Raw genomic sequence first — 14,917 nt, forward strand, 5'->3', positions numbered from 1 at the left:
TGTACTAGTCTCAACCTAATCTGACAATCACACTTTAAAAAAGAGTGTGTTACCCAAATTGATGAAGATGTCTAAACTTTATCAAATAAGGAATAACACACATGAACCATTCTAGCACAAATAGTAATCCAATCATCAAACACAGAGCAGGCTTACTAAACTTAGCTCAAGAGCTAGGTAACGTCTCTAAAGCTTGTAAAATAATGGGGGTCTCTCGAGACACCTTTTATCGCTATAAAGAAATGGCAGACAACGGCGGTATAGGCGCATTAGTGAATCAATCAAGGCGAGTACCTAACCTTAAGAATCGAGTTGATGAGTCCACAGAACAAGCTGTCATACAACATGCCATAGACTATCCTGCTCACGGTCAGCACAGAACCTCTAATGAACTTAGAAAAGTAGGTATTTTTGTTTCAGGCAGTGGTGTACGTTCTATATGGTTAAGACACAACCTAGAAAACTTCAATAAACGTTTAAAGGCATTAGAGGCAAAAGTAGAAGCCGAAGGCATCCTCTTATCTGATGAGCAAATATCAGCACTTGAAAAGAAAAAACTAGACGATGAAGCATCTGGTGAGATTGAAACAGCACATCCAGGCTACCTAGGCTCACAAGATACTTTCTATGTCGGTCATTTAAAAGGCGTTGGACGTGTTTATATGCAGACCTTTGTAGATACTTATTCGAAGGTAGCACATGCTAAGTTATATAATACCAAAACACCGATTACAGCTGCTGATTTACTCAATGATAAGGTATTGCCGTTTTATCAAGAGCATGAGTTACCGATGCTTAGAATATTAACAGATAGAGGTACTGAGTATTGCGGTAAGGTAGAACAACATGATTATGAGCTTTATTTGGCTATCAATGATATAGATCATACTAAGACTAAAGCCAAATCCCCGCAAACCAATGGTATTTGTGAGCGGTTTCATAAGACTATCTTACAAGAGTTTTATCAAATTGCTTTTCGAAAGAAGATTTACGATAATCTAGAGTCTCTACAAGCTGATTTAGATGATTGGCTTGTTTATTATAATTATGAAAGAACTCATCAAGGTAAGATGTGCTGTGGTAGAACACCTATGCAAACGCTTACTGAGGGTAAATCCGTTTGGGCACAAAAGAATTTAGCTCAAATATAACCTGACATCTTGACCGTCAATTTGGGGGTACTGTCAGATTAGGTTTGAGCTAGTACAGATTAACTGTTGCAAAAGCTGAAAGTGGCGATATTTTATAGCAGGTTGCTATTGCTTCATTTCTATCCCAATGCTTTTCTCTGACAACTGAGTCGCCCATCATTTCTGCACAACGTATGTATCTATAAGCAAGCTGTGGATTATCAACACCATCATCAGCACTACGCTGAGCAATTGCAGTAACGGCATTCCAGCGATAAAATGAATCTTGTCCTATATTAGCAAAGTTTGCCAGTGCTTTATCAAAGTAAGCTCTGCTGTCTTCTTGGCTAACCGTTAAAACTGCTCGTGCTAGATTGATATAATTTTCGGCATAAGTTTCATGATCTTCTTCTAAATCAGGTTTTGAGAGTTTTTTTACGAGTTCGTTTTCAATAGACTCTGATAAATTTCCTAACGCTTGCGTGCGACAACTTGCACGCAGAAAGTAAAAATAATCATGGAATCTAATTTTTAATTGAGGAAAAGTTTGATAAAAAACATCTATAATTTCGTGATTTAGACTGAATAATACACTATCAAATTTAAGCTTTGTTAAAGTGAATGAGATGGTATTGTAGTCGTAATATGAGCCATGATGACTCGATGTCATGGTATATTTACTGTTATTAATATCAGTATTAAATGCATCTAAGTCATACGCTAACGCTTTTATTCTAAGTAGAGCCAATGGTAATAAGGTTTCGGTATTATTAACAGCCTCATTGTATTTACGTTTATCTTCATAGTCATCTTTATCAACATTTGGCGAATGCGGAATAAAATCTTCTATGGTGATATTATTAATGTCATTATTTAAATATGCTTGTATCGCAATATATCGCATGAAGTCATACTGTTCTTCTGCGTAAAAAGAATAACTATCAGCAAGGGTATATAATCTTGGTGGTTGATAATAATGGTTAATAATCTTCCTAATACTCTGACGTGCTAGTTTATGTATGATACAAGCCTCACAAAAACTAAGGTAAGTATGATTTGTATAGGACTCTTTTTTAAAATCTAAATCCTTTGGTTTATCTAATGATAGTTTTGAATTAAGAATATACCTTGAACACATGACAAGACACTCTCTTGGTGGTGTCCTGCCAACGCCCATTAACGCCTCTGTCACTGCAATAACAAAGCTAGGATTGTATTTTCCTAACAGCACCATCTGCTCTACTGTATCAAACTCACCTTTATCGATTAACCTGTTTGATAGTATCAAAATGGTTTTATAAATACAGCTGGGCGGACGCCATCTAAGCATATAATTTACCGCATCTTGTACACCAAAAAGCTTTAGATGAGTATATATAAGCTCTAATATCTCAATATTTACAAGTTTCTCATCAGTATGGACATCATCATTCTTCTCTTCATCTCGCTTTTTAAAATACTGATGTAAGTGATGTTCTGCACTGCGAAGCTGGTTACTTGCTCTGCCTTTATAACTTGTTAACTCAGAAAATAAAGCAGAAGAATATACTAACCGTGAACCATGCCATAATCCATTAAAAATTCTACGATGAGCGAACTCACTGATACGTTCTTCAGATAAAAACTGCCCCATTAAATCAATATTATTAGCTAATAATGTGTTTTGAGTCTCGTTCCTAGAGATTTCTTGACCTGCAAGAAAAGCTAATTTACAAGCTTCAGGTAATTTATTACGTTTCAAAGAGGCTTTAAAAGCGTACTGTAAGCGAGCCACCTTAATGAGAGTATCATCATATTCTGTAAGGTTAGGCAAGTAATCGTTTGATAATGCCAACTCAACCAACTCTTCAAACCTCTCTGCTTTTAATAGTAGTAAAGGTAATGATTCTGCTAGATAGGGTGTCACTTCCAGCTTTTTAATAATATCGACGTACTCAGAAACTTTTTGTGGGGTTGCTGAATAGTTGTTGTGAAACCATGTTTCGGTTGGTTCATCTTTAAACTGTACGTAGTCTTCTATTAATAACAACGGTCGCCCTAAATCAACTACAAAGCTTTTAACAAATGCTTCGTCGACTTTTGCAATTTTGGCAATGGTTTCCAAGGGGATATAAGGTGGTAGGGTTGCCAGACCAATACAGATACTATCAATTTCTTCTTGATTATTTTTTGGAAACTTATCTTTTAATCTGTTGATGGTATCATTGAGTTGCTGTTCAATTAAGTCGTCAACGGTTACTGATTCTGCATTAAAAGATAATAGTAATTCATCAATTGATGTATGGTGTAGTGCCAATGCGTTAGACTGCAATCGAGGGTTAGCATTCGTTAGGCTATTAAACTCGTTTGCATTACTAGCAGATACTGTTTCAAAGTGCTGTTGCAAATATTCTAGACATTCAGTGTCTGAAAACCCCTGTAATTCAATTGGTTGTATTGGGCTCGGTGCATCAAGTAAATTAATACGCTCCGGACGACAAGTAAAAACAAGACGGCAGTTTGATGGTACATCTTCTTTTAATAGCTGTTTTGCAAAGCAACTCCCACCTAGTTCTTCAGAGGCCATAACAGCATTATCAACGGCATCAAATGCAATAACTAATAGAGCCTGATCATCCCTTTTTGCTAATTGTGTACAAACAACATTAATTTTTCTAAGAAAATGTTTAATCCATTGGCTATCTGGTTGATTATTAACAGGAGTAACTTTTTCACAATGACCGTACTGAGCAAGCTCATTAATTACTTGTGTTGTGACTGTTGCAATGCCATGTCTTGTTTCACTCGTTTTACGATATCCACCATTACCAAAACAGTCATAAGCCACGACAATATGGTTGTTATTCAACTCTGCAAAAATTTCTTTAAAACAATTTATAAATATAGATTTACCAACGCCACCTGTTGCAGTAATAATGGTATGACTTGATGTATTATTTATAATATGCTGAATCAATTCATCTTGCTGTTGTCGATGTATGATGTTTTTTTCTAGGGTTTCAAACTTTGGTGGTGCTGGAAAAAATTCATCGATGTCTAAAATATCAAAGACATCTAACATATCCTGACGTGATATGGTGTTGGACTGGTTTGGTTCAACTTTTTGCCAAATTCTCGCAATTAAGTTATTCTCAGTAGAACTGACATTACTTAAAACCGTGGTATTTTTTAATTGTCGATGAATATCATGCTTTTGAGTGTTAAAGTTACCTTCGCTATCATCAAGCGTCAATAAAGAGCAAAATTTTTGTAGTTGTAAACCTGACAACCTTGTATAGCTTTTGATAGTGGTTAAAAATCTATCAGCTACTTTCTCACCTTTAGATATTTTTAAAATATTCTGGTTGAAATTATCACTAATTCTACGATTAGTGATAATAGTAAACTTAAAATCATCATATCCAGCATCGTTATACTGATGTTCAATAAAGCGTTGTGCAAATCCAGCGATACTATCTTCCAAGTCTGAAATCGTAAATGCTTTATCTGCTCTAACCGTAGAATGTTTCAATTGAAAATATTCTACGGATTTTTCACCCTTGTCATTTTCTCGGTACTCAGCTAAGTCAACGACATCTTCACCTGCAAAACCAGGGTGATGTGAACCTTCAATCGTTATAGAGATTAAATCAGTATTAAAGTCTAATAGCTTGAGACAGCGTTTAGCAGCCCAGCGATAATGAAAAATATCGCCAGCTCGGGAGTAGTGTATTGATGTGTTGTTAGTGTTCACTATTTATTTCTACTTATAAGTTCCCATTGAAATAGCTTTGATATCAATGCTTGGTTATAACCATTTTAATTCTGTACACGACAAAACCCTCACACCCCGCTTAATGGTTTGGTCTGTGGGAACAAATAAGTTATCAGTTTACTAAGCATAAAATATTTACGAGCGTATAAAAATCAATGTAAACTGTACTAACTCAAACCAACTACCCTCAAACCTCAAAGTTGATAGGATTATCATAGATTATTATAAATCCCCCTTCTCTACTTCTTTATCATCACATTAAACCACTGGATCTCACTGCTAGGTCGAACATCTGCCGACAGCCAAGTCTCATAATCAACTTTCGTCTTCAGTTGTAATACTATATCTTGCCAACGAGTCTCATTCATATCACAAAAAAAGCGACCATTATCCACCCTCTCAGCATCACCATATTTAAAAGAGACGTACAACACACCATCAGCTTCTAAAGTCTCTAACAAATCCTCTATTAGCTTTGGCAGTTCTTTATAAGGCACATGTAACAGTGAGGCACACGCCCAAATACCATCAAACCTATGCCCCCAATTTAGTTTAGCAACGTCAGTAAACTTTAAGCATTGCCAAGAAATATTAGTATTTTTAGATAGTTTGATATGGTAGCTATATTTTGCCAAATTAATCAATGCTTGACTGCCATCAATTGCTATTACTTGGTAGCCCATATTGGCAAAATAATATACATCTCTTCCTGAGCCACAACCTAAGTCTAAAATATGCAAACTATCTTTATTGGCAAGGTTTTGGATAAACCGAGCATATAAGCTTTGCATATCAGCATTGATTGTTTCACTGACAAAATCATTAGCATGGTCATCATAATATTGTAAGGTTTTTGATTTTTGATCCATCATTAAGGGACAGCCTTTTTACACTGGCAAACTATGCACTGATAAACTATGGTGTGAAAGTTCTTTTATCTATAGCTGTTAGCTTTTAACAGCTAGTTTTTAGTTCCTAAGAAAAGGAAGTAAGTCAGGATTAATGGTGCGTAATTTAAGCCCTTTTTGTGGCGTCCAAACCAAGTCGTTATGCTCTACAGCCATCTGATAAGCCCATTGGCTAACTGTTTCTGAACGCTCCAAATTGGTCACAAACCCTAGATTTTTTGTACCCTTGTCAATCGCATCACCATGCTGTTGATTGCGAATGAGCCACTTTTCATAAAATATCTCTTCGGCAAGATAGTCACGCTTGCTGTTGTTGCATTTATGGTCGGTTAAAACAAAGTTATGCGTAGTATCAATGGGATACTTTGACCAAGGGATAAAATGATCAACTTCCAAATTACTTGTTAAGGGTTGCTGGCAATAAAAGCACTGTCTATCTTGGGTATCTAACAATACTGGAATAAGCAATTTTAAGCTTTGCCGAGATTGATGAAATAAGAACTGCTGTAAATCTACGTCATCACTAAAATAAATTTGGTTATGACGATTTTTTCTTACAAACTCTGTCCAATACTGTTGGCATAACTTATGGATGATTTTACTAAATCTAGCAAAGCAATAGGCTATCCCCCGCTTTAAGGTAATGCTATTTGCTTTAGGATCATAGACAAACAAAAACTCACGAGATTGCTTGTTTTCGGCATTTTGCAAGTATCGGCTAGGATTGGCTTTGATGGTTCGGGCAACTTCTTTTAGTGTTAACTGCCAAGGCATTTTATGGGTTCTTGCTATGGTTAGGCTGGTTGTCTGTATATCTTGTTGTAGTTTCAAAATACTGTTGATTACTTTAGCCTGCCCTGTTGTATTACTTTGCTTTAAAATAGAGTCACTATCCTTATCTGAAAATGGTAAGGTTTGATTCCAGTAGAGATGTATAAACTGTTCTGCCAATTGCTGATAATTTATTGCATGTTCACGGTCATCATCAATACCAGATTCAATACAAAGGTTGGTCATTGCCATTAGTAAGGCAAATTTATAGGTTGATGTATAAGAACTGGATTCTAATAGCCACTGAATATTACGTAAAAAGTTAATTTGAAAATCGGCGGTGGGCATTGTGGTGACTACTTGCATTGTATTATCAGCCATTCACTTATTTATTGATGAAAATTCAATTGGTTAAAGCTATTTTGGCAATAGCATGAAGCACACTCGTTGCACTAAAATCATTGACTCTATTGATATTATAGTTAGTAGTATGGATATATAAACTTGCAAGAGTACTATTACCAGCATCTAAAGCATTACCTTTTGCATCTTTTACTAATATATTGTATAAGCCAATACCCTTATTCATCACTCCTTTATTCATCTGGTTTTTATCTGTTAAATAAGTTTTTAGACCTTTCTTTGCATTATCCTCAATAAATAGCCATTGCATACCTGCAGAGGGACTTCCTTCAATATGAGACTGATGGTAATGAAAGTCCTCTACTGTACTACTTGATTTCAAAGTCCAAAAAGGGATATACAGGCTAGCATCATCACCCTTAGCAATAGATAAACCTACTTTGTTATTTTCTGAGCTATCCAGATAAGCAAGCTTTTCATAATAATAATTGACTAGACTTTTATTATTATAAATTTTTGTCTTATTATCTGAAGCAATAATACGTCCATTTCTTATACTGGTATAATTTGTAAGCACATTGCCATAGGTATCTACCATATAAAAACCATCATCATATAATCGCTCAAAAACATTATCATTAATTGGAAAGTCTTTGTCTCGGCGTACTGAAGCTTCAGTATCAACAAGGCTAATATTGGTGATAGTAATACCTGTTAAATCAATCGTGAGGTCAATCTTACTTGCAAAAAAAGTATCTTTTTTATGAAAATGAGGACGTTTAATATAGTAGCATCTATAATGACCAGCATATGCTAAGTAATTCATCGGTTTACCATCATGGGTATTCAAATTAAGATGGCTACCTGAAAAAGCAATATTTTTTAACATCAAGTCAGTTTTGATTTTTGTCAAAATATGCTGATGATTTTGGTTAAATTTTTTATATCCTTTTATACCAATGGCATCAATATCACCCTGCTCTAAAAACTTTTTTTTACCAATCAAAATACGACCTACCTGTTGTAAAGAAGAGCTGTGTAATCCTTGGATAGATTTTGTTTGCTCACCTCCTAAACCTGCTAGTAACTGATGGATTTTCAAAAGGGTATAGCTATCTGTATAAAAAGGCTCCTCTTTATTTTGTGCTTGTTGATACAGTCGTAATATCTTTAGCGTATCACGCTCAAACTTTAGATGAATGTTCTTATTTTTAAACTCGTTAAACCCAAGATTGATACTATTTTGCCAATGCTCTCCTAACTCCTGCGTCAGTAAATCAACAGTTTCTTGATTATCTACAACCCAGTATCCTTTAAACCAACTGGGCTTTGGATCTTGGATACATAAATAGTTTGTATTGGCGTCAAGTGTTTCATAAGAAATATCTAAAATATTACAAACTTCAACATCAAATTCTTGTAAAAAATTTGTTTTCAAAAATTCAACATAATATGTAAAAGCTTCCTCACCTGTAAATTCAATCGTTTTAGGGTTGGGTTGAGGCTGATCTTTTGCCACCTTAAAGGCAACTGCTTCTTGATAAGTTTTTTCAAGCAACTCCTTACGTATGGCATTAATGATAACTAATTTAGTATTTTTTAATGTTGTTTGCTCAAGGGTAACAAAAGGACGACCTCTATACTGGGGAGCGTACTGTAAATGCGTATAATCAATATCAGCATGATGGCATAATTGACACATTAACTGTGCTAAATAAGTTTCATAAAAAAACGAGGATGCTCTTAAATCATTTTTATCAAAATAATTAACCCTACGTTTGCCTTCACTTGCAGATATTTGCTTTATTTTAAATCTATCTTTTAGAATTTCATTAGTATCTTTATTATAAAAATGTTTGTAACGTAATGGCAGATGATCCAACATAATGGTATCCATTTCATCACTAGTAAATATATCCGCATTTAAGATAGCAGATTCAAACTTTTTATATTCTACATCGGTAATAATCTCATTCTCACTACTTACCCATATTTTGGGTTTTAACATATGGTATAAAAAGCTATCTGAATTCTCATCTATATCAATTAAATAATAGGCATCATTGTTCAAATTTATATAACTATCTGCAAGAACATCATCATGAGCATTTAAATGCTGAATATGATCAATTTGTAAAAATAGCTTCAGTAAAGCTTTTAACATCTTTTGTTTTTCACTACAATGATAAGTATCAGATTCACTGTCAAGCTCTGATATAAAGGCATTCAGTGAAGCTAAGTCTTGCTCATTGTTATTAATATTAATATAAATAACACAATAACCTGAGTCATCAGACTTCCATTGACCATAATTAACGTGTCCTGTTGCTCCTGTCTTTGCTCTGATCTTATTACTAATATATTGATGCAAGGCTTTGAAATAATCAGCACTACTTTGCTTTTTTACTTCAGCTTTATCTGGTAAACATATTTCCTTCATAAAACCAATATGACTACCATATTTATCTTGAAGTAATTTAATAATATTAAGAATAGCCTCTTTAGTTTCACTATTTATTTGTACAATATTGGTTTTGGCAGTTGGAAACTTTCTTTCTATATTTCTATATAACTCTTCATTGCTGTTAGTCACTTGATTATGAATATAATCAATTTTACTTTCAAATGATCTGGTTTTACTTATATGCATTTTCAATCCTTTTATATCAAAATTTAACAAGCACTAAATTATTTACGAAAGATCATCAGATATACCTTCAGAAAGTATTTCTGTAATCAAGTTATCTGTATATTCTTGAAAATGAGCTTTATTTTTAGCAATTTGTTCATCAGAATTAATATTAACATTTGTCTGAAAAACAGCATCAATATCTTCCTGCACTGGAATTTTTAACAACTCTGCTAACTTAGGTTGAATAGTAATCCTATATCGTCTATTTTTAACCTTTTTCCCTCTATTAGTATTTACTTCAAGTTTGCGGTATTTTTTATCTAAATAATTAACTGTAGTAAATAGAGTAAGATAATGGATATAAACTTTAACTTGGCGTTGATTCAACTCAATAATAAGCGGGGCTTTAGATTTAGGATACTCATCATCGGATATGCGTACATTTAAAAAGACAATGTGTAACTCATTACTATCATCAAATAGCCCTTTACCTTTATACTGTAACGCTTTATCATTTAGATCTTTAATATAGTCAGTTACAGTATCTTGATTATCATTTTCCAAGGTATTATTAACTATTTTATTAAATTTTCTCTTTTCACTATCTTGGATATTTGCTGTTTGTATTTCATTGTCTAGGTGGGTTGTATTTTTAATATCTACACAAACCCACATACCATCAACTTTTAACCAAAAATCAAATGCTTCATAAAAATCATAACCATACAGGCTAACAATATCTTTTTGACTATAAATATCATAACTACCACGATGGTATGATAAGAATCTTTCGAACTGAAGCTCACCAAAATTACCTAACGCCATATGTAACATATATGGATGTAGTAATAGTTTGCATTGTTTGGTCTCATAAAGCTCACTATTTGGATCTCTTATTTTTTTCACATAATCAGCATAATTGGCTATAGGGTCATTTTCTTGATCTTTTTTAATATACTTAGTATCACCACTGATAATCTTGTTTACTGTTACTTTATCACTATATCGATGCAATTGAATATCTTTAGCAACGGCTAACCATGGTTCGTATGGACGCAATCTATCAGCTTTGGGGTCTAAAAAGTCAGTCAGCCCATTTTTCTTACTTTGATACAGTACGGTATCTTCAGTGATACCATAATCATCAAGATTAATATACATGGCATCAAGATCGTCTATTACATACTCCCAGTTCATTTTTTTTAATAAATCCTGATTAGCCACTAGACCACTTTTTTTCAGATTAGTTAGCCAAATATTGGGGGCAAATAAGATGGAAGGTTCACGGTAATATCGATCAAATTCAATTGCTAAATCAGCACATTGTTTTGGCGTTAAATCATATTGCGAGTTATGCTCTACCAACTGATTACCTGAACGTGCTAGACCAAGCAGTTTACCCATAAACCCAGCTCTATCAGTAAATTCAGCAAGCTGTTGTGCACTACGTTCAGTATCACGTCGTAGTCGCTTTCTATTTTCAGGAGTTAAGCAACTGCCCTGTAACAACTCAAGTCCTTTTTGCAAAACAAAATAGTTATTGGGAGATAAAAATGTATAGTCCATATTATTGGACTTAGGGTTAAAATGCTCATCCATCTTATAAAGGATATGACATATTCTTACTTGAGCAATTAAATCGGCTTTGGGTATCCATATTTCACTATGAAAACCTGCATAACTGTCTTTACGTTCTATACGTCCTAACGTTTGTCTAAACGCATCATTTTTAATCAGTTCATGTTCATAATCCAGTCTTTGTCTTGCTTGTTTAGAGTTTAAATTGGAATCAAACTCAAATACATTTACGGCATAATTATTAAGTGGGTCTGATAAATAACGCATATAAATTATTGAGTTTTCTATTTTATTATACATATTCAGTCCATCAGTTTCACCATTCACACCTTTGGGTTTATCTTTTATTTTAGTATAAAAATCTAGCGAATTAATAATTAATCGATTCACATCCTCTGTTGTTCCTATGATTTTATTATCAACAATACTATTCAACCCAATGGACGCCGCTTTATTGTATGAAACAATATTAGTAAAAAGGCATTTATCAGTATCATTATCAATATTTACAAATTTAATTTGATAATGGTCTTTAAAATTATCATACATCTTATCAATCGTTGTATCATATAATGCTAATCGTGAAATGAAATCAATCTGACTGCCCTCAGTTGGACTTAATAAATCTACAAGATGGATGTATTGATTAAGAAGTTGATAGTAGAAGCTATCATAACTTGGTAAATCATGCCGTTTGCTTTTATTATTATCTGATGATGATTTCAAGTTTTGCAAATACTCATTAAGAAGTGGTAGTTTAAATTTACCAAATACACTATGTGTGAAAGTAGGATTTATATATCCTAATGGATTATCACAAATTTCTTTTAAAAGTTGTTTGTTAGCAATAGCAGTTTGTGTTTGACTAGTAAATGCAAGTTCAAAACTTCTCATCAAAAGTTTAAATATATCTTTTTTCATACTCAATGATAAAGAACTTTTATTACTGAATAGTCCAAATGTTAGTGAAGCACAAGACCTTTCAAAAGCCTCGTAATTAAAAGACGGTATTTTTAAATCAACAATATAATTCTCAAAATTAGATTTTGGATTTTTATTAACAGTCTCTAAATAATTTTTAATCTGCTTATATTTTCTCTTAAATTGGAATTGGGTACTGCTATAATTTTTATCTTGCACATTACTTTTAGTAATCATTTGAGGTATTAGGCTCAATGGATTTGACTTAATACTTTTTATATCTATATTGTTTGTATTTACTTCATTTACATTATCAGAGTGATTATTTTCCTGAAAACTTTTGGTATTCTGTGCCTCTCTCCCTTGATCAACTTGCTCATTATATAGGTACTTATTGATACTATTAACTAAATCTAGACTATTATTAAACGTGTATAAATCAATATCTCGCATCTGTAACCTAAAATTTCTGAACTCCTGAAAAACTTCTCTATAATCAATGTCAAAAGTTGTGTCATATTCGGCAGTATCTACCCAAACACCTAACTCCTTACCAAGTCTTTTGGTAAAATCAATATTATACTGAGCAGCATAAGCCCCTGATTTACCACTTGTAGCACTCATACAATATACATAGTTATTGGTATTAACAGTCATTTTGAGAAGTTCTAGTTCAGGGTGATGGGTAATTAAGTTTATTTTTATATCAATAAAACTTTTTCTTTGATGTCCAATATCAGGAGAAGCATCAAAGTTTTTATTAGGGCTTAAACTAAAAACTAATTTTGTTTGAATATAGGCAAACCACTCATCAATCAGTGTTTGATCTTCATTATCTAAGTGGTTACCTTCAAGTAAATTTTTATATTTAGCACCATTTCTACCCATATGATTAAAAAAAGATCCCAATGGTGCATTTTGTCTATCAATTTGATCACCAGAGAAGGACTTTCCCAGTTCAAGATGAAAAGCTTTTTTTTCATCTTTGCTAAAGTTACTACTTGTCTCAAACTTAATTGCTGCATATATCACTGACATGATTAATTGATAGAAATCATAGAGTGTAATATCATTATCATCATTAGATTCTGTACTAATATAACGGTGCATGCCTCTTTTAGTGATAAATATATTTTGTAGCTTACGCTTATCGATAAAGTTTTTTGCTGTGACTGAAAAGGCATTTTTTATAATATTGGTAATTGCATCTGCTTCAGAATTATCGATATAAAGAATATTAGGTGGAAAATCAAACTTTAATAAGTACTTATCAAAGATAAAGGCTTCATCAACTTCACAGTAGGTTTTTATATATGCCCTCATATAGGCAAAAAACTTATCTGTTTGGCGATAACAGTCGATATAATCAGGATGAGCTTGAATATATTCACGATATTTTCTTTCAACAACGGATATTAAATCAGTTACACTATAGTTATCGAAGATCTTTTTTACCACACCATCTTTTGTATCAGAGCCATAAAACATTTTCTCAAACATAATGTTAGATTCATCAATTATCACATAAAAGTTAATGTCCTTTTTTTGATATAATGTGCGTTTATCTTCAGTCTCATTTTGTTGACGACTTTTTAAAATCGTGCTGAGAAGATAAGATATTCTAGATGCTTGTTGTGAACTTGGTATTGGTGGAATAATTTGATTTACACTCTCCTTGTTACCAATTAATTCAGCAAAACCAGCATAGCTTGAATCCTTTGTCCATACTTTACTTTTATCATAAGAGGCTCTAAAAATGGTTGGACTGGTAATAAATTTGTCTGAGGTTAAACAAATAAATGAAGGTTTACAGGCAGCATAATTTAAAGGAGCATAGACTCTTAATATATCAGCTTTTAAAGTAGCCCACAGCTTATATATATCTATAGATTTTGATAATACTGTTGTTATAAGATCATCATAATGTTCTTTTGAAATAGCAAGTGCAAATATTTCTGTATACACATTGCTTTCATCGATTGGCTTCATACAGACATTGTCTTGTATATCTATGCGTGGTTCAAAGATTGTGCCATCATTAGATATATCATTTATAGCGTCTACTTCATTGTCTTTTATTTTTTTTATTTCATATGTATTATTTAAAATTACCTTGATAACATCTTCTATTTTTTTAATAAATTGATTTTTTAGCTTATTAATTTCGTTGTTTCTATCTTCTTTTGTTTCGAAAGCAGAGGTTGGAGATTTTTCTAGTTTATCAATCAATTCCATACAACTAGTTATTTTTAGTAATTGTTTATCTACATACTTAATATGTTTTATCAGCCAAGGAGGGAGTGTAGGATCGTCAAGGCAATCTAATTTTAAAATTTTTGTAATATATACTCTATAATCTTTCAACCTTTTATAATTGCTATACTTACCCCCTAACCATAAAATTGTATCTTTATTAGTAATGTCATCACGACCTAAAATACTTAAAGGAGTGATACCACCTTCAAGCATTTTTTTAATTAATGATTTATCTATATCAATTTGATTTTTATTTGGTGTTATAAAGAGTGCATTAGTAAAGTTAGAGTTATTAGGATTACGTTGCCATATTTGATGATGACATAACTCTTTAATATCCATAGTCTGGAATTTGATGTAATTATTAGTTGCAGCATAAGTCTTACCAGTGCCTGTCCCATACTGTACAAAACGAATAACTGATCTTAAATACGCTTTTGGGTTATCAAGAGTCTTTAGCTTTTGAGAAGATATATTCGAATATGGTGATAGGAAATAACCTAATTTTGTTTGAAAATTTATACTTTTATCTTGAAGCTCTTTGGCTGTTAATGCTTCAAATCCATTTTTACTCATAGTATCTTCCCCTAACAATACCTTTTAA

6 protein-coding genes are annotated in these 14,917 nt (G+C 32.8%); 1 reads left to right on the forward strand and 5 read right to left on the reverse strand.

The genetic code is table 11. The features are described 5' to 3' along the window. Positions 1–101: 101 nt before the first annotated feature. Positions 102–1,151, forward strand: a complete 1,050-nt coding sequence (locus FHK88_RS02865) for an IS481 family transposase (RefSeq protein WP_227429178.1) — start codon at positions 102–104, stop codon at positions 1,149–1,151. 49 nt (positions 1,152–1,200) lie between these two features. On the opposite strand, the gene FHK88_RS02870 is transcribed toward FHK88_RS02865, so the two are convergent. The 5 genes from FHK88_RS02870 to FHK88_RS02890 form a co-directional block, all read right to left on the reverse strand. Next, the gene (locus FHK88_RS02870) at positions 1,201–4,863 is read right to left on the reverse strand and encodes a hypothetical protein (protein ID WP_227429285.1); all 3,663 of its coding nucleotides are present in this window, start codon (positions 4,861–4,863) and stop codon (positions 1,201–1,203) included. A 260-nt stretch (positions 4,864–5,123) separates the two neighbouring features. Continuing rightward, complete coding sequence (locus FHK88_RS02875) at positions 5,124–5,756, reverse strand: class I SAM-dependent DNA methyltransferase (RefSeq protein WP_227429286.1); 633 nt, start codon at positions 5,754–5,756, stop codon at positions 5,124–5,126. A gap of 96 nt (positions 5,757–5,852) precedes the next feature. Further along, the gene (locus FHK88_RS02880; protein WP_227429287.1) at positions 5,853–6,944 is read right to left on the reverse strand and encodes an HNH endonuclease; all 1,092 of its coding nucleotides are present in this window, start codon (positions 6,942–6,944) and stop codon (positions 5,853–5,855) included. A 22-nt stretch (positions 6,945–6,966) separates the two neighbouring features. Continuing rightward, positions 6,967–9,576, reverse strand: coding sequence for a hypothetical protein (locus FHK88_RS02885; protein WP_227429288.1), 2,610 nt, complete (start codon positions 9,574–9,576; stop codon positions 6,967–6,969). Positions 9,577–9,618: 42 nt separating this feature from the next. Then, positions 9,619–14,889: a hypothetical protein gene (locus tag FHK88_RS02890; RefSeq protein ID WP_227429289.1), complete on the reverse strand. Its 5,271-nt coding sequence runs from the start codon at positions 14,887–14,889 to the stop codon at positions 9,619–9,621. Between the last annotated feature and the right edge of the window lie 28 nt (positions 14,890–14,917).

Source organism: Psychrobacter sp. I-STPA6b (genome assembly GCF_020662265.1).
Classification (GTDB): Bacteria; Pseudomonadota; Gammaproteobacteria; order Pseudomonadales; family Moraxellaceae; genus Psychrobacter.